This is a genomic window from Apibacter sp. wkB309, assembly GCF_002964915.1.
Classification (GTDB): domain Bacteria; phylum Bacteroidota; class Bacteroidia; order Flavobacteriales; family Weeksellaceae; genus Apibacter.
Genome location: NZ_PSZL01000001.1, coordinates 179575 through 197435 on the forward strand (window position 1 = coordinate 179575; position 17861 = coordinate 197435).

The 17861-nt window shown below is 31.4% G+C and carries 14 protein-coding genes and 1 tRNA gene; 5 read left to right on the forward strand and 10 right to left on the reverse strand.

From position 1 onward, the window contains the following. Nucleotides 1–5 precede the first annotated feature (5 nt). Nucleotides 6–638: an O-methyltransferase gene (locus C4S75_RS00700; RefSeq protein ID WP_105296397.1), complete on the reverse strand. Its 633-nt coding sequence runs from the start codon at nt 636–638 to the stop codon at nt 6–8. Between the two features lie 589 nt (nt 639–1227). Here C4S75_RS00700 and C4S75_RS00705 point away from each other — a divergent pair. Continuing rightward, complete coding sequence (locus C4S75_RS00705; protein ID WP_105296398.1) at nt 1228–1554, forward strand: YegP family protein; 327 nt, start codon at nt 1228–1230, stop codon at nt 1552–1554. A 177-nt stretch (nt 1555–1731) separates the two neighbouring features. Then, a complete protein-coding gene (gene uvrA / locus C4S75_RS00710; protein ID WP_255410554.1) occupies nt 1732–4542 on the forward strand; it encodes an excinuclease ABC subunit UvrA in 2811 nt (936 codons plus the stop codon). Between the two features lie 136 nt (nt 4543–4678). Here the strand turns inward: uvrA and C4S75_RS00715 are convergent, their stop codons facing one another. From C4S75_RS00715 to C4S75_RS00750, 8 genes are all read right to left on the reverse strand, one after another. Continuing rightward, on the reverse strand, nt 4679–6949 hold the full coding sequence (locus tag C4S75_RS00715) for an aconitate hydratase (RefSeq protein ID WP_105296399.1): 2271 nt from the start codon (nt 6947–6949) through the stop codon (nt 4679–4681). Between the two features lie 1505 nt (nt 6950–8454). Then, nucleotides 8455–8955, reverse strand: coding sequence for a cupin domain-containing protein (locus C4S75_RS00720; protein ID WP_221404040.1), 501 nt, complete (start codon nt 8953–8955; stop codon nt 8455–8457). Between the two features lie 46 nt (nt 8956–9001). Next, nucleotides 9002–10063 carry an alpha/beta hydrolase gene (locus C4S75_RS00725; RefSeq protein WP_105296400.1) on the reverse strand — a complete coding sequence of 354 codons (1062 nt, stop codon included), beginning with the start codon at nt 10061–10063 and terminating at the stop codon, nt 9002–9004. A 10-nt stretch (nt 10064–10073) separates the two neighbouring features. Continuing rightward, complete coding sequence (locus C4S75_RS00730; protein WP_105296401.1) at nt 10074–10820, reverse strand: carboxymuconolactone decarboxylase family protein; 747 nt, start codon at nt 10818–10820, stop codon at nt 10074–10076. A gap of 381 nt (nt 10821–11201) precedes the next feature. Then, nucleotides 11202–11275: transfer RNA gene (locus C4S75_RS00735), tRNA-Ala, on the reverse strand. A gap of 10 nt (nt 11276–11285) precedes the next feature. Continuing rightward, nucleotides 11286–11717, reverse strand: coding sequence for an Rrf2 family transcriptional regulator (locus C4S75_RS00740; protein ID WP_105296402.1), 432 nt, complete (start codon nt 11715–11717; stop codon nt 11286–11288). 14 nt (nt 11718–11731) lie between these two features. Then, nucleotides 11732–12403 carry a 16S rRNA (cytidine(1402)-2'-O)-methyltransferase gene (rsmI, locus tag C4S75_RS00745; RefSeq protein ID WP_105296403.1) on the reverse strand — a complete coding sequence of 224 codons (672 nt, stop codon included), beginning with the start codon at nt 12401–12403 and terminating at the stop codon, nt 11732–11734. A 15-nt stretch (nt 12404–12418) separates the two neighbouring features. Then, entirely contained in the window at nt 12419–13114 is a 696-nt protein-coding gene (locus tag C4S75_RS00750; RefSeq protein WP_146105536.1) for a hypothetical protein, read from the reverse strand. A 71-nt stretch (nt 13115–13185) separates the two neighbouring features. Here C4S75_RS00750 and C4S75_RS00755 point away from each other — a divergent pair, with 71 nt between their 5' ends. Continuing rightward, on the forward strand, nt 13186–13785 hold the full coding sequence (locus C4S75_RS00755; protein WP_105296405.1) for a thymidine kinase: 600 nt from the start codon (nt 13186–13188) through the stop codon (nt 13783–13785). Nucleotides 13786–13805: 20 nt separating this feature from the next. Then, a complete protein-coding gene (locus C4S75_RS00760) occupies nt 13806–16250 on the forward strand; it encodes a bifunctional UDP-N-acetylmuramoyl-tripeptide:D-alanyl-D-alanine ligase/alanine racemase (RefSeq protein WP_105296406.1) in 2445 nt (814 codons plus the stop codon). A gap of 218 nt (nt 16251–16468) precedes the next feature. Here the strand turns inward: C4S75_RS00760 and C4S75_RS00765 are convergent, their stop codons facing one another. Beyond that, the gene (locus C4S75_RS00765; protein ID WP_105296407.1) at nt 16469–17200 is read right to left on the reverse strand and encodes a S24 family peptidase; all 732 of its coding nucleotides are present in this window, start codon (nt 17198–17200) and stop codon (nt 16469–16471) included. A 352-nt stretch (nt 17201–17552) separates the two neighbouring features. On the opposite strand from C4S75_RS00765, the gene C4S75_RS00770 reads away from it, so the two are divergent. Next, the gene (locus tag C4S75_RS00770) at nt 17553–17822 is read left to right on the forward strand and encodes a hypothetical protein (protein WP_105296408.1); all 270 of its coding nucleotides are present in this window, start codon (nt 17553–17555) and stop codon (nt 17820–17822) included. Nucleotides 17823–17861 lie beyond the last annotated feature (39 nt).

Consider the following 17861-nt stretch of genomic DNA (forward strand, 5'->3'; position numbering starts at 1 on the left):
CAAATTTATTTTTTTCTAACAATACTTATACCATCTCTAATAGGTAAAATTAGCACTTCTAGTGATGAATCCGATCTTATAAAAGAATTGAATTCCCTTATACATTCCGTTTTTTTGTCTTTAAAATCTTGAACTACCTTTCCCTTCCATAAAATATTATCTGCTATTATTATTCCCCCTGAACGCAACTTTGGCTTAACTATCTCAACATACTTACTATAATTCTTTTTATCGGCATCCAGAAAAATCATATCAATTTCCTGATTAATTTCTTGTAAAACATTTATAGCATCATCCAAAATAAAATTAATTTTTTGGGAGTATTCTGATTTTAAAAAGTATTTTTTAGGTATATATGCCGTTTCGCGATTATTATCTACTGTAATTATTTTACCGGACTCTGCAAGTCCTTCAGCTAAACATAATGTTGAATATCCGGTAAAAGTTCCTATTTCAACAATTAAATGGGGAGAAATTAATTTCGAAATCATACTTAACAGCCTTCCTTGCAACAAACCGGACAACATATGTGGTTGTGTCGTTTTTAAATACGTTTCTCTCCTTAATTCTTTTAATAAAGTCGGTTCTTCTGTACTGTTTTTTTCTATATAATCTTCCAGTAAAGGGGTTATCTCCATTATTTTATATTATTCTTTACAAATATAAATCGTTTCTAAAAAATCGTTACCATTAAATGGCATTATATCTAACTAATAATTAGGACATTTAATCATAATAATATTTACACCCTATCATATAAAACGTCTTCTATAAAGCAAATTATAAACAAAATTCTTTTATCAAAAATTTAATTACACATATTTTTAATGAATTTAATAACATAAATTATAATTACTTTTTAACAGTATAACATAATGGATAAAATACCATATTTTTGTACACATAAAAGTTACAAAGAAAAAATATAACCATAAAGTATATATAAGATAAACTAAAATCATATAAAATTGCATGCAACTAGTGAAAAATGCAAAAATGTCAGTATACAATTTTGTGTACATCATTGTAAAAATTATCTTAAAAAATGTTAAAATTTAAATTATAAATTTTATTCAAAATAAGCTACAATCCTTTATTTTAGCCTATCCTATGAAATTATCACATTTTTTATCTATTGTTAAAAAAATACAGAATAGTTTTGTTTATAAAATAATGGCATGATTTTTTCCTACCTTATGCCATATTAACACTAAATAGTATAACAATATGTTTGAAATTTTCAAAGACAAAGAAGGAGCTTTTTTCTTTAGATTAAAAGAAAAAAATGGTCAAATTATTCTTGAAAGTGATGGATATACACAAAAAACAAATTGTCAAAAAGGAATCAGTTCAGTAAAAAGAAATTCCAAAAATGAAGATCGTTTTGAAGTGAAACAAGCTTCCAATAAAAAATGGATGTTTAGTTTAAAATCCGGAAACGGACAATTAGTAGGGACCAGTTCTTATTTTGATTCTGAAACCGATGCTAAAAACGGTATAAGAACAGTAATGAAAACTGCACCTGTATCCGAAACAGTTGACTTGTCAAAATAATAGATTCCATAAATTGTTATCAAAAAATGAAAAAACCATCCGATGGATGGTTTTTTTTTATAATTAATACGATACTAATTACATTTTTTAAAAATTATTTATTTCCCTACCTTTGTATATACTATATTTATAGTAAAATAGCGTTACTTTTCAATTTAGCTAATCAAATACAAACTTTTGAAAACAAATAATAAAATTAAAACACATCCAGATCAAGATGTGGTTTTCATAAAAAATGCACATCTTCATAATCTTAGAAATATAGATGTTTCCATTCCCAAAAATAAATTAACCATAATAACAGGTGTATCCGGAAGTGGAAAATCTACCCTGGCTTTTGATACCTTATACGCAGAAGGTCAAAGACGATATGTGGAAAGCTTAAGCTCTTATGCGCGGCAATTTTTAGGAAAATTAGAGAAACCTCAAGTAGATGACATTAAGGGACTTGCTCCGGCAATTGCCATTCAACAAAAAGTTATTTCAGGAAATCCTAGATCAACCGTAGGAACTTCTACTGAAATTTATGATTATTTAAGACTATTGTTTTCTCGTGTTGGTAAAACCTATTCGCCCGTATCAGGACAAGAAGTAAAAAAAGATGAGGTTACAGATGTTATTGATTATATACTCTCTTTAGCGGAAGGTGGCAAATACATCTTATCTGCTCCGATTACTACGGTAGATAAAGATTTTAAAGTATTTTTAAATACATTGAAAGGCCAAGGATATGTCAGGTTGGAAGTTGGTGGAAATATTGCTACTATTGAGGATTTGGAAAGTTTTGGATTTGTACCGGATAGCAATACCCCTATAAATTTAGTTATTGAACGTTTTTCCGTTGAACATAATGAGGAATTCTTACAAAGATTTGCTGATAGTGTTCAAATTGCTTTTTACGAAGGCAAAGGCTCTTGTTCCATTAAAAATGTTGATACCCAAGAAATTAAAACTTTTTCTAATGCGTTTGAACTGGACGGAATTAAGTTTTTGGAGCCTACCATACATTTTTTTAGCTTTAATAATCCTTATGGAGCTTGTCCGGTTTGTGAAGGATATGGTAAAATATTAGGTATTGATGAAGACCTTGTAATTCCTAACAAAAATTTATCAATCTATGAAGATGCTGTTGTTGCATGGAGAGGGGAAAAAATGAGTGAATGGAAAGATGATTTTATTAAGAAATCATCTAAATTCAACTTTCCCATTCATAAACCTTATTTCGAATTAACAGATAAACAAAAAGATATTTTATGGAAAGGTACAGGGGATCTTAGTTTTCCCAGCCTGAACCACTTCTTCAAAATGGTTGAAGAAAATACGTATAAAATTCAATACAGAGTAATGCTTTCCAGATATAGAGGCAAAACTATATGCCCGGAATGCAAAGGAAAACGTTTACGACCTGAAACCAATTACGTTAAAATTAACGGATATTCGATTAACGATTGGATTGATTTACCTATTGACCAATTACACGGTATAATAAAAAATTTAAAACTTAACGAATATCAACAAAAAATTGCTAAACGATTACTTTTTGAAATTAATAGCAGAATTGAATTTCTTTTAGACGTTGGTTTGGGATATTTAACTTTAAATCGAGCTTCTAATACCCTCTCAGGGGGAGAATCTCAACGAATTAATTTAGCAACGTCATTAGGAAGCAGTTTAGTAGGTTCAATTTATATTTTAGATGAACCTAGTATCGGACTACATGGAAGAGATACCAACCGCTTAATTACTGTTCTGGAAAAATTAAGAGATCTGGGAAATACCGTGGTTGTAGTTGAACATGATGAGGATATTATGAAAGCTGCCGATTATTTGGTTGATATTGGACCAAAAGCCGGTAGTCTGGGAGGAAATGTCGTATTTTCTGGCACTTATTCGGAAATGATGCAAACCCATACATTAACCGCCGAATATTTAAATGGTGAAAAGAAAATTGAAATACCTAAAACTCGAAGAAAAACTAAAGAATTTATTGAAATAACAGGAGCCAGACAAAATAATTTAAAAGGCATTAATGTTAAATTACCTTTACACTGCTTAACGGTTATAACCGGAGTAAGCGGTTCAGGTAAAAGTACTTTAATGAAAAATATATTAACTCCTGCATTACAAAGAAAATTGGGAATAAACGGTGATAAGCCCGGTAATTTTTCTGAATTAAAGGGAAATTGGAAGGAAATTAAACATTTAGAACTGATTGACCAAAATCCAATCGGAAAATCTTCCCGATCTAATCCTGCCACCTATGTTAAAGCTTTTGACGATATACGCGATTTATTTTCCAAGCAAAAACTAAGTAAGCTTAACAATTTCAAACCGAAACATTTTTCATTCAATGTAGAGGGCGGACGTTGTGAAACTTGTTTAGGAGAAGGATTTATAACTGTTGAAATGCAGTTTATGGCAGATATTGAATTAGAATGCGAAACCTGTCATGGCAAAAGATTTAAGCAAGATGTTTTGGAAGTAAAATATGAAGGTAAAAATATTGCTGATGTTTTAGAAATGACCATTGATGAGGCCATAGCCTTTTTCAACGAACACAACCAGGATAAAATTTCAACCAAATTGCAACCTTTACAAGATGTGGGCTTAGGTTATTTGGAACTGGGACAATCATCCGGTACACTATCCGGAGGAGAAGCTCAACGAATTAAATTAGCATCATTTTTAGTAAAAGGTAATTCTTCCGAAAATACCTTATTTATTTTTGATGAACCAAGTACCGGTTTGCATTTTGATGACATAAATAAATTACTAAAATCATTTAATGCATTAATTGAGAAAGGCCACAGTGTAATGGTTATTGAACATCATCCGGATATCATCAAATGCGCAGATTATTTGGTTGATATCGGCCCTGATGCCGGAATTAACGGAGGAAATATTGTCTTTCAAGGCACTCCTGAAGAAATTATTAAATGTAAAGAATCTTATACCGGACAATTTTTAAAAGAAAAGTTTAATGAATAATGATACGTACACATTGTTTACACGTTTAAATGTTTATTTAAAAATGACAAAATTTCAGTAATCAATCATTATATTATTAAAAGAAAAAACACCGGAATAAACCGGTGTTTTTTTATGATTGTTTTTTTATTTTTTATTAAATATTACCCTCATTTTTCTTAATTAAATTTAATGCTGAACCTGCCTTAAACCATTCGATTTGTCCATTATTATAAGTATGATTAGCTATGATATTTTCTCTAGTTCCATCAGAATGAACTAATTCAATAGTAATAGGTTTTCCGGGAGAAAATTGATCTAAATCTAAAAAATTAAATAAATCATCTTCCTGAATTTTATCGTAATCTTCGGGATTAGCAAAAGTTAAAGCTAACATCCCCTGCTTTTTTAAATTTGTTTCATGTATTCTTGCAAAGGATTTAACCAAAACAGCTCTTACTCCTAAATGACGAGGCTGCATAGCAGCATGTTCTCTTGATGATCCTTCCCCATAATTATAATCTCCTACCACAATAGTAGGAACTCCATCTGCTTTATATTTTCTTGCCGAATCAGGAACAGCCATATATTCTCCTGTATCTTCATTCTTAACTTTATTAGTTTCCATGTTAAAAGCATTTACAGCACCAATCAAAGTATTGTTTGAAATATTGTCTAAATGCCCTCTGTATTTTAACCAAGGTCCGGCCATAGAAATATGGTCTGTAGTACATTTTCCATAAGCTTTAATCAGCAATCTCATTCCGGAAATATTTTTACCGTTCCATGCAGGGAAGCTTTCTAACAACTGTAATCTTTCTGAAGTAGGTGAAACTTGAACCTGTATTTCGGAACCATCTTCGGCAGGTTTTTGATATCCCGGATCATCTACTTCAAATCCTCTCGGTGGAAGCTCAAATCCTTGCGGTTCGTCCAACATAACCTCTTCTCCTTGATCGTTTATCAATTTATCTTTTCTAGGATCAAAACTTAGATCTCCTGCAATAGCCAATGCAGTAACTAATTCCGGAGAAGCTACAAATGCATATGTATTAGGATTTCCATCTGCTCTTTTAGCAAAATTTCTATTGAAAGAATGCACAATAGTATTCTTTTGTTGTTTTTCTGCCCCTTCTCTAGCCCATTGTCCAATACATGGTCCACATGCATTTGCAAAGACTTTGCCTCCAATTTTATCGAAAACAGCTAAATATCCGTCTCTTTCTACGGTATAACGTACCAATTCCGACCCCGGTGTTATGGTATATTCTGCTTTAGGACTAATCTTTTTATCTGCTGCTTGTTTCGCTATCGAGGCTGCTCTTGAAATATCTTCATAAGAAGAATTGGTACAAGAACCTATCAATCCGACATCTACTTTTAAAGGCCATCCATTTTTTTCAGCTACTTCTTTAATTCGAGATATAGGTGTTGCTATATCCGGAGAAAATGGACCATTGAGATGAGGCTCTAAAGAAGTTAAATCTATTTCAACAACCTGGTCATAATATTTTTCCGGGTTCTCATAAACTTCTTTATCGGAACGAAGTTCCTCTTTAATTTTATCTGCCATGTCTGCAACTTCAGTACGTCCGGTAGCTTTTAGATACTTTGACATATTTTCGTCATAAGCAAATATTGAAGTAGTTGCTCCTACTTCCGCTCCCATGTTACAAATAGTTCCTTTTCCGGTAGCCGATAATGATTCTGCTCCTTCTCCGAAGTATTCAATGATACATCCCGTACCTCCTTTTACGGTCAAAAGACCTGTTACTTCCAATATGATATCTTTAGGTGCAGTCCAGCCATTGAGTTTACCTTTAAGATGAATTCCAATTAATTTTGGAAATTTTAATTCCCAAGACATACCCGCCATAACGTCGACCGCATCAGCTCCTCCAACTCCAATGGCAACCATTCCTAAACCACCTGCATTCGGAGTATGGGAATCAGTTCCTATCATCATTCCTCCCGGAAATGCATAATTTTCAAGAATTACCTGATGTATTATTCCCGCTCCGGGTTTCCAAAATCCTATATTGTATTTGTTGGAAACCGATGATAGAAAATTATATACTTCGTTATTTTTATTGATTGCCTCTTGCAAGTCTTTATCGGCTCCAACTCTGGCCTGAATTAAATGATCGGCATGAACGGTAGAAGGCACCGCTACCTTTTTCTTACCGGCTTGCATAAATTGTAATAAGGCCATTTGCGCAGTAGCATCCTGCATAGCTACTCTATCCGGTGCAAAATCTACATAAGATTCTCCTCTTTTATATGCTTCAGATGGATTTCCATCAAACAAATGTGAATATAATATTTTTTCAGAATATGTCAGAGGCCTCCCCACTACTTTTCGCGCCATTCCAACCTTTAACTGAAAGCGATTATATACCGCTTTTATCATATCTAAATCAAAAATCATATAGTAAATTTATTTTTTGCTTTGTTAATTTTATGTAACATTTAAATTTTACTTTACTATTGCTGTTTAATGACAGCCTTTTAATAAAACAAGTATTTTTAAAGGAAAATTTATCTGCTAGGTTTTTAAATATACAATTTTAAAATCAATATATACGATGTTTTAATTTTTTGACAGATATTTATAAAGATTCTAAATAATTTTAAGATATATTACAGGTATTATATTAAATAAAGCACTTTATATATAAATTTATTTGATATAAGAATTTATTTTTTTTATTCAATTTATACACATTTATTAATATTTAAATATAACTAATTAAATATACTGTAAAACTATTTATAATTTAAAGAAAAGAGGCTGTTATTAACATATGTTTAAAATTATTCAAGTGTTATAAACGGAATTATTTGCCTATAAATTTAAAGCTTTAAACAAAGAATGAGAATATAAATTTAATCGATTAAATTTTAAATGGATTATCAATTAAAAGCTCCCTTTTTTTTTAAAAAAAAGAGAGCTTTAACTACACTAATTAGTTGTTTACATATAACAATAGGTGCTTAATAATATTATAAAATTTGTACGAGGCAAAGATATTCTATTATTGTAACATTAAATTGAGGAATCCCGTAATTATAATTTTTTTTTATAATAAAATTTTTAAAAATTAAAATTTATGAATCTCTAATAAATTATAATATCTTCTTAAAACTCCTTATAATGCTTAAATAATTCATCATAAATTTATTTTACAAGTATATATTTACAGATAAAAAATATATTTTTATGAAATAAATCATATCTAAAAAATCTCAATAAATATGTAAAGAGATATGGAATTTAGTTAATTACTTATGTATAAATACGATTTTTCTTACTATTCGATAATTAAAAATACAACAAAAATGAATAATATTATATTTAGATAAATATATTATTTTTAAAAAACAATTACCATATAATTTTATGATATTTACATATATTGCAAATTATATTACCATATATTTTTGTAATTGCTATTACAATTATATTAAAAATTGAGATTATATATTTATTTAAACGGTTAAACTTGTCTCTGGTTTTCATCTTTATAAATATTATTTCAATTCTGACAATTATTTATAATTTAACTTTATTTTTTCATTTATATAGATTTTATATTTCAGATGTTTTTATAATTATAAAAAATTTTATTATTAAGATTGAAATAATATTTTACCTTATATATAACTAATAATAATGATTGTTTACTATTTTTTTTACTATATGATCGTTTTGTCTTTTTTAAAATCTTTTTAAGAAAACAGATGTAATAATATTATTCGACACATATAATTGTTACCCTATTTAGACTGCAAAATGAAAAATTTAAATTTATCATCTTGAACTTGATAATATACTTTTGGGTATATAGGTTTTGTTATTCGAATATTTTAACAACTAGCAGCAGTATATATTATCGATAAAATGGAATAGAATATAAAATATTACCATTTAAATTAAAAATCCCCGCTAAAATATTCTTTATCGGTAACCGGATGAAGCCACATAGCTCCGCCTAAATTACTATTAGTTCCAATGGCAATATGTGTCATGGACTGATCTTTTGAAGCTCCATGCCAATGCTCAATATCACGCGTACATTTTATTACGTCTCCTTTTTTAATAATTTCAACGGGCTTACCTTTTTCTTGATACCATCCTTCCCCTTCAGTTATCAATAATATCTGGCCTCCAGGGTGATAATGCCAATGAGTTCTTGCTCCCGGCTCAAACCTTACAGAACCAATTATAACATTATAAAAGCTATCGGATGGAGCTAAATATGTTAACCATACGTTTCCTGTAAAATGCTCATTGGAAACCTTAGTTCCTTTAGGAAAAATCGCCGACACTTCCCGTGCTTCCAATCTATTACTTTGTTGGGTACTCCTACACGCAATTAATAATAAAGTACATAAAAGTATTCCTTGAAAAAATGAGCTCCTAATTTGATTCATGGTTTATTAAATTTTTAAAAAAACTCGATGATTTATCCACTACTTTTTAAAGATTTTTCTTATAAAATTCAACTAATTTATTTACTGCTTGAGATACATATTCAGGCTTCCAATAGGTTTGTATATGAGTTGCCCCTTCTATTTGGAATAACTCCTTATTTTTTGCATTAATAGCCTTAGAAAAAGCTTCTTCGGTCATGTATTTGGTATCTGCTTTACTTCCTGCAATCATTACTAATGGCTGATTGAGTAATTCTAATTGATCGGTCGCATCCCACGCCATTAAATACATAAGGCTACTAGTAGTATAAAGAAAAGTTGAATTGGGATGTGCATGAGTTCTGTAATAATATACAAATCCTTCACGATATAAATCCGTAGGAGTTTTATTAATCTCTTCATCCGTAACACTAGCTACTCCCGAATACAAAATTTTTCCTCCGGATGCTTCTTGGGCTCGAGCCTCGGATGCTTGTTTTAAACGTTCTTGAATCGTACTGATTTGTGAGTTCCGGAATCCATTGCGTCGTACTTCTCCCGAATTAAACATACTAAGAGTGGCTATAGCTTTTAATCTTTTATCTGCTTGAGCCGCCTTAAGAGTATACCCACCGCCCCCACAAATTCCCAGAGCTCCGATACGATTGGCGTCAACTCCGGGGTATTGAGAAATGTAGTCTGCCATGCCATGAATATCTTCAGTGCGATAGGCCGGATTATCCGTATGACGAGGCTCTCCCCCACTGGCTCCTTGATAGGCAGCATCGGCAGCAATGGTAATATAACCTGCTTCTGCCAATTTTTGCGCATAAAGTCCTGCAGTTTGTTCTTTCACTCCCCCGTTAGGATGGGCTACAACTACAGCCGGATATTTTTTTGAAGAATCATAATGGGCCGGAGTATAAACATTAGCCGCTATTTCAATCCCATGTAATTTATAGGTAACCGGATGTATATTTACTTTTTCCGGTTCATTTTTTCGGATCGCACCTTCATAAACTAAGGTAAACGGATTTTGTTGATCATTTTTATGAGACGATTGTGCTTGTATTGCATCAGCCCCTACAAATGATGTTGCAATAGCTAATATTGAGGTTAATTTATTCATGATTAAAATGTTATGTATTTTTTTCTTGCTGTTCAACTATTTCATTTACAATTTTTCGCACAGAGGCAGCTTCTTTTCTTTTTAAAGTTGTTTTTATTATAGTTGTAAATTGTTGAAGTTGTCGGGGAGACCACCCTACATTAAGACAGATATTTAAATGGGAACGAAGCATAGGTTCTGCTTTTCCTATTGCACTAATAGCTGAAATGGTTACTAATTCCCTTTCAGCATAAGTAATAATATCTCTTTCAAAAATATCGGCAAATAAATGTTCTTTCAAAAAGGTATCAATTATCGGAGCAAATGCTGAATAACCACTAAGTTTTTCAGGTTGTTGGGTTTTAGTCAATTCTTCCAGTATCTTTTTTCCTCTTTCATATTTGTTTTCGTTCCTTATAAGGGGAGAAATATCTTTTCCATCTATATCTTTTATGCCTTGATTTTTACGATCCTCAATCACTTCCATAAAAGTTTGTAATCCCCAAATACTGCGCGGAAATCCACAATAGGCATATAAATGTACCAAGATCTCTTTGATTTCATTTACTGTTAAACCGGAGTTAAGCCCATTATTTAACGCTTTTTTAAGTTGAGATAAGTCTCCTTTAGCTGTATAGCTCGATATAATTATTATACTTTGCTGCCTGGAATTCAAAAGAGGATCATGTATTTTATTGTTATATTGTGATTTAAGATGGCTAACCATACCAATGACAATAAATAAAAACAGTATGGTTTTATGATATATTATTTTCATCTTTTAAATACATGCAGTTGTTAACAAGAATCTTCTAAAATTTAATTACTTCATCTCTACCTATACTCTAGTTGCAATGATTATACCTTTATAATTTTTAAATCGTTGATAAAGATAACGATGGTATCCTTTAAACTGTTTTTAAATTATTTTAATAATAATCTTGTTTATTAACATTGATAGAGCTAATGTAAATTTCTGATTTTAAATCATCTTAATTTGTATACTGATTACCTTTATTTCTACCAATATAACTGATATTAAAATGGATTGATTTTCAAAAGAGAGGAGGTAATTACTTATAGATGTAGAAATAAGAGTTATTAAAAAATAAAAGCACCGATTTTTTTGGTGCTTGTTTAAATTTATTTCCTTTATTTGTGGAGCTGATGGGGCTCGAACCCACGACCTTTAGACTGCCAGTCTAACACTCTAGCCAGCTGAGCTACAGCCCCGAATTTTCGATCACAAAGATAACTTATTTTTCTTTTTTGCCAAACTTGCTAAGGTTGTTTTTCTATATATTTCTAAAGTTGCATCTCGAACTTCTATAAATACATCGCGTATGGTACAAGTATCTTCAGTTGTACAAGTATCACACGGCTGATGGTACATAATCGACACACAAGGCAATAAAGCTATCGGCCCATCCATTAATCGAATCACTTCTATCAAGGTTACTTTTTCGGGATCTTTATTCAATCGATACCCTCCTTTTGCTCCTCTTCTACTGGTTAAAAATTGTGCATTCTTAAGGTCTCTTAAAATATTTTCCAAAAACTTTTTGGGAATATTTTCATCATTAGAGATTTCTGTCGACAATATACTTTTATCCTTATCTTGTCTTGCTATATAAATCAAAGCTTTTAAAGCGTATTTACACCGGTTGGAAATCATAAATCTAAAGATACTTATTTTCCTTCAATTAGTAAAACTATTTCACCTTTCAAAGGCTTTTCTTTGCATATTTTTACTATTTCTCCTACGCTGCCACGCAACGTTTCTTCATACATTTTGGTAAGTTCCCTGCTTATGCTAACTCGTCGATTTTCTCCGAAAATTTCAGATATTTGTTCCAAAGTAGTATTTATTTTATGGGGGCTTTCATATAAAATAATAGTTCTGCTCTCTTGAGATAGCTCTTTAAGTTTTGTTTGCCTTCCTTTTTTGGCCGGTAAAAAGCCTACAAAAATAAATTCATGAGAAGGAAGCCCGGAGATAGCCAGGGCAGGAACAAAAGCCGTTGCTCCCGGAAGGCATTCTACAGATATATTTTTTTCGATGCACGACTTTACAAGCATATATCCGGGATCCGAGATTCCCGGCGTTCCGGCATCGGTGATTAAAGCAATGACACGTCCTTCAGAAATCTGCTGAGTATATCCCTCTGTTTTTTGATGTTCATTAAACATATGATATGATTGCATTGGCGTTTGGATATCGTAATGCTTTAAAAGCTTACCGGAAGTACGAGTATCTTCAGCCAAAATTAAGTCTACTTCCTTTAATAGTCGTAAAGCCCGCAGGGTTATATCTTCCAGATTTCCAATAGGAGTTGGAATTAAATATAGCTTTCCACTCATATATTTTATAAACTTTTAAGAATCAAACCTGTGTACGATTAAACCGGATAGCCGTTCCACATATTCTTCTTTGTTTTTCCAATTATATTTTACGAACATTTCTTCCATCCATCTTTTTGCTTCTTCTATGGTTTGCGTTTGGTTCAATTGGGCAAATTCAATATCCATATCTGATTTGCTGCCATTAAACAATTGACTGATAAATGCTATGGAATCATTAAAATCTAAATTAATTGGTCGTACAATTCTATTCTTTTCTTGAGGTTTTATTTCTGCAATTTGGATATTCAGAGAATCCATTTTTTTTAAATTTTCTTCCTCTGATTTTCTCATCTCTTTAGTTGTGTTAACTGCTTCTACAAAGGGCTCCTCAACTTTTTGTTCTTCTGTGATTACATTGTTTTCAACCTTATCATTTTTTGTTGAGTCTATAGGATCAGATACTTCACTTGCCGCCTCTTTGTCCGTTTCATAAAAATCTCTAACCTCTACTTTTTTTTCCTGAACTTTTCCACTACTTTCTAAATTTTCAAGAATCTGCTGATACTTAGAAGTAGATAATTGTTTTAAAAAAATAAATTTTTCGTATAAATTTTGAATTTTCTGCTGATGTGACAAAAGACCTGAAAAGCTTTGCACACGGCTAATTTCTCCGGCAATGGATTTGATTTCCTCTAGAACTTCCTTTTGAAATATTTCTTTAGCATTCATAATTTGCTTTTTAATATGTTCGTTAATTTCTACTTTTGTAAAAATTTTTATTAAAGACCCGAAATTTACAAATGTTTCTTGAAAATACAACAAATAGCACTCAACAAACTGGCTGGATTGAAGTAATTTGCGGTTCCATGTTCTCCGGTAAAACTGAGGAACTTATACGCAGACTTAAACGTGCAGAATTTGCAAAACAAAAGGTTGAAATTTTCAAACCTGCCATGGATGTAAGATATGATGAAACATTGGTGGTTTCCCATGATCAAACCTCTTATCCCAGCACTCCTATTGATAATCCTTTAGAAATTCCTCTTTTGGCAGCCGATTGCGATGTTGTAGGAATCGATGAAGCTCAGTTTTTTAGCGATACAATAGTGGAAGTTTGCAATCTACTTGCGAATCAAGGAAAACGAGTTATAGTTGCAGGTTTGGATATGGATTTTAAAGGCAGACCTTTTGGCCCGATGCCCTTTTTAATGGCTACCGCCGAATACGTAACAAAAGTTCATGCTGTTTGCGTAAAAACCGGAAATTTAGCTAATTATTCCCATCGAATTTCATCCGGTGAAAACTTGGTGGAATTAGGAGAAAAGGACAAGTATGAACCTCTAAGCAGGCAAGCTTTTTGGGAGATAATGAATAAGGAAAAAGTACAGAAAAAGGATTAAATTTAACTAGAGGTTCTACGATGAAATATTCCGCATCTCAACTGTCCCGCATTATCGATGCTCAACTCATCGGCAATCCTGATAGAATAATTAAACATGTTTTCTATGACAGCCGAAACATAGTATCTCCTGCCGATGGTGCTTTTATTGCATTTAAAGGAGTTCGAGACGGACATACTTATATGGAAGATGCTTATAATAAATCGGTTCGAATTTTTATAGCGTCGCATATACCCTCAATGCATCCTGATGCTACATATTTGATAGTAGATGATACGGTTTCTGCATTTCAAAAATGGGCTCGTCATCACACAACTTCTTTTCCTAACCTCCTAACCATAGGCATTACCGGAAGTAATGGTAAAACCATACTAAAAGAATGGCTTGACCAATGTTTATGGGATGAATTTTCAATTATAAAAAGTCCTAAGAGTTTTAATTCTCAAATTGGACTTCCCTTATCTCTATTACAAATTACATCTAAACACAATTTAGGTATTTTTGAAGTCGGAATTTCCAAACCCGGTGAAATGGATAAACAGGAAGATGTTTTGCATCCTTCAATTGGGGTTCTCACAAATGTACTGGCAGCTCATTCCGAATATTTTAAAGATCGGGAAGAGCAAATTATAGAAAAAATTAAACTTTTTAAACATTCACGGGTAATTATTTATCCAAGTGATCCGATTATTTCAAAAATAATCCAAAAAACGTATCCCAATAAAAAATTAATTTCTTTCGGAAAGGAAAATTCAGACATCCAATTAATAGATTTTTCTCTTACCGGTAACACAACAAAATTGAGCATTTCCGTTTGGGGGGAAAATAGAAAATATACTATCCCTTTTACTGATAATGCCTCTATTCAAAATATATTATGTTTAGTAGCCGTACTTTCTGAATTGGGCTGTAAATACGATTTTATACAAGGAAAAATTTTTCATTTGCAACCGGTATCGATGCGTTTAGAACAAGTATCGGGAATTAATAATTGTACTATTATAAACGACACCTTCAATTCGGATTACCAATCTTTGGAAATAGCCTTACAGTTTCTTTTTCAGCAAAATAAACCCAAAAAAGTATTGATATTGTCGGATATTTTCCAATCTCATCTTCCTGAAGCTGCATTGTATAAAAAAATTGCTGACTTGGTTAATTCTTTTCCTTTACATCATGTCCTTTTAGTAGGAGAAAAAATGCACCAATATCAAAGCTTATTTAATGCTATGTTAAAAAGCTTTTTATCCACGGCAGAAGTTATTAAGTTTTTAGAAAGTCGATCTATAAAAGATGCTGCCCTATTAATTAAAGGGGCCCGTGCTTTTGAATTAGAAAAAGTTGCTCAATTACTGCAAGTTCAATCTCATGATACCATATTGGAAGTTAACCTGCATTCACTTTTGAATAATGTAAATTATTTCAAAAGTCAATTAAAACCGAAAACTAAAATTATTGCCATGGTTAAGGCTTTTTCTTACGGTTTGGGAAATTTTGAAATTGCAGAAGTTTTACAATATTATCATATAGATTATCTGGCCGTAGCTTATGCGGATGAAGGTATTAAATTAAGAGACCGGGGGATTTATTTGCCCATTATGGTTATGAATCCTGAAATCAGCAGTTATGATCGTGTCATTGAATATAACTTGGAGCCGGAAATATACAGTTTTAGAGAACTTGACTTATTTACACAAAAATTAAAAGAAAAAAACGTATCGGATTATCCTATTCATATTAAAATAGATACCGGAATGCACCGCTTAGGCTTCCAACCCGATGAAGCTCAAAAATTAGGTGACTTATTAAAAGATAATATTTTTGTAAAGGTAAAATCGGTTTTCAGTCATTTTGCAGTGTCCGATGTGTTAGAGCAAGAAGAATTTACCAGATTGCAAGCGACGAGACTGAAATATTCATTTGATTTATTAGTTAAAATATTAGGTTATCAACCCCTTCTTCATATAGCAAATTCAAACGGTATTCTTAATTATCCCGAATATCAATTTGACGCCGTTCGTTTAGGTATTGGTATGTATGGATATATTGATAATGAAAAGGCCTTAAAAAAGCTGGAAAATGTAATTACTTTAAAAACTGTTATCTCTAATATTCACAATCTTAAACCCGGAGAAACGGTTGGATATGGCCGACGTTTTGTTGTTGAAAGAAATTCTTCTATTGCAACTTTGCCTATTGGCTATGCAGACGGTATTCGGAGAATCATAGGAAATGGTAAAGGTTATGTAACGATACATGGAATGAAAGCTCCTATCATTGGAAATATTTGTATGGATATGATGATGATTGATGTAACGGGTATTGCTTGTAAGGAAGGAGATCCAGTCATTATAATTGGTGAAAATCCTAGTGTGGTAGAATATGCTGACTGGTATCAAACAATTCCTTATGAAGTCTTAACCTCTATTTCGCCCAGAGTAAAGCGCATCTATTACAGGGATTAAAATATTCATTCCTATTTATATTTGAGGATCATCTATATTCTTATATAATTTTGAACTAATAAGCCTTTAATTACTATTGGCAACAATATTATTTATTTATAAAAAATTTATAATATCTACAGGTTTAAAAACGGTTAAGGTAAAAAAGTCACTTTATGAAGTTTACAAATAAATTTTACTTAACCGTATAAAATCTCAATCGTATTAAATATAGTAATTTAATTATGCAACCGTATACTTGCTCGTATTAAAGCAATAGCATTTATATGCTCCATTAACATATCTTTAGACTGATGATGTTGATTCTGTGAAACCAGCTTTATATAATTGTCTCCTAATTCAGATTTTTGGACAAACTTAACGGTAATATATTCGCTCCAATCATCAATTTTTATAGAAAGCAAATACATTTCTCCCCAAAAAATTTTATCTAAAGTTATTTCTTTATATAATACTATATCACCACTTTTTAGTAATGGATACATGGAATCTCCTTTCACATATACTCCTCCATCGCAGTTAGCTATACCCGGTATACGAATTCGATCCAGAATCGCTTCACTGGAAGTCCCCTTAAAAAGCTCAACCAAACCGGCCGTAGCTTCTAAATCATATAATGGGACATCTTGTATTTCTTTAATAGGATCCGCCGTTTTACGTTGCATATTTATCGGAACAGTAATAATTTCTTTTCCTCTTGGAAATCCCAATCCTCTTTTTAACATAGATTCTCTTCCGGTAAGAAGCCAATTTACATTTATTTCATCAAACTTATTGGCAATATCTTCTAATATATCGTAAGAAGGTTTAGTTCCTTCCCTTTTTAATCGGTTTAATTTTTCCGAAGAACTATATCCCAACCCATTAATTGCAAAATCATGAACACTTCTAAATCCTTTATATTTAATGATCGCAGCTATTCTTTCAAAGAAATTTGTGTTATTTTTCATATTTTATTTATTTTTTGCAAATATGTTTGTATGTTTGCTTTGTATTATAAGGTAAATATACATTATTTTTTTAAAAACCCATATAATTGCCAGAAAATTAATTTATTAGATATCGAAACTTTTATTTCGATTTACAAACAAACAAGAAAGACATTAACTAAATAGACACTGTATATGAAAATATGTACAAAATAGCATTTTTAAGATTGATTTCACGAATTATAACAATTTAGTTAAATATAGTTCGCGAATTTAGAATGATCCAATTATTCATATTCAATTATAACCCGATTAAGCTTGGTCTCAATTAACTATTAAAAAGAAGCACTTCACCAATAAATAACACCATACCATGAGAAAAAGAAAATTAAACATCCATGATTTAAGAACCTGTTTAAGCTATGATTCTGAAGTTCGAAAATTTCTTAGTTTAAAGGAAAGATGTATCATCCATCATAATCAGATTAAAATTTTAGAGTGGTCCTACCCGTTAGAGATACCCGTAGATCTCATTGATAAAATTGAAGATAAATTAGATGAAATACGTCGAAAAAGATGGAAACGACCTGAGTTTCATTTTGAAAGAGAAAGCAATCATATTACGAGAATACAAATAAAATGAAAGAAAATATTCTTTTTTTATTATTTATCTGTTGATATG

What these genes read in the sequence shown, in the direction of transcription:
- C4S75_RS00700 (WP_105296397.1), bottom strand. Translation starts at nt 638, where the DNA reads ATGGAGATAACCCCTTTACTGGAAGATTATATAGAAAAAAACAGTACA.
- C4S75_RS00705 (WP_105296398.1), top strand. Translation starts at nt 1,228, where the DNA reads ATGTTTGAAATTTTCAAAGACAAAGAAGGAGCTTTTTTCTTTAGATTA.
- C4S75_RS00715 (WP_105296399.1), bottom strand. Translation starts at nt 6,949, where the DNA reads ATGATTTTTGATTTAGATATGATAAAAGCGGTATATAATCGCTTTCAG.
- C4S75_RS00720 (WP_221404040.1), bottom strand. Translation starts at nt 8,955, where the DNA reads ATGAATCAAATTAGGAGCTCATTTTTTCAAGGAATACTTTTATGTACT.
- C4S75_RS00725 (WP_105296400.1), bottom strand. Translation starts at nt 10,063, where the DNA reads ATGAATAAATTAACCTCAATATTAGCTATTGCAACATCATTTGTAGGG.
- C4S75_RS00730 (WP_105296401.1), bottom strand. Translation starts at nt 10,820, where the DNA reads ATGAAAATAATATATCATAAAACCATACTGTTTTTATTTATTGTCATT.
- C4S75_RS00740 (WP_105296402.1), bottom strand. Translation starts at nt 11,717, where the DNA reads ATGATTTCCAACCGGTGTAAATACGCTTTAAAAGCTTTGATTTATATA.
- rsmI (WP_105296403.1), bottom strand. Translation starts at nt 12,403, where the DNA reads ATGAGTGGAAAGCTATATTTAATTCCAACTCCTATTGGAAATCTGGAA.
- C4S75_RS00750 (WP_146105536.1), bottom strand. Translation starts at nt 13,114, where the DNA reads ATGAATGCTAAAGAAATATTTCAAAAGGAAGTTCTAGAGGAAATCAAA.
- C4S75_RS00755 (WP_105296405.1), top strand. Translation starts at nt 13,186, where the DNA reads ATGTTTCTTGAAAATACAACAAATAGCACTCAACAAACTGGCTGGATT.
- C4S75_RS00760 (WP_105296406.1), top strand. Translation starts at nt 13,806, where the DNA reads ATGAAATATTCCGCATCTCAACTGTCCCGCATTATCGATGCTCAACTC.
- C4S75_RS00765 (WP_105296407.1), bottom strand. Translation starts at nt 17,200, where the DNA reads ATGAAAAATAACACAAATTTCTTTGAAAGAATAGCTGCGATCATTAAA.
- C4S75_RS00770 (WP_105296408.1), top strand. Translation starts at nt 17,553, where the DNA reads ATGAGAAAAAGAAAATTAAACATCCATGATTTAAGAACCTGTTTAAGC.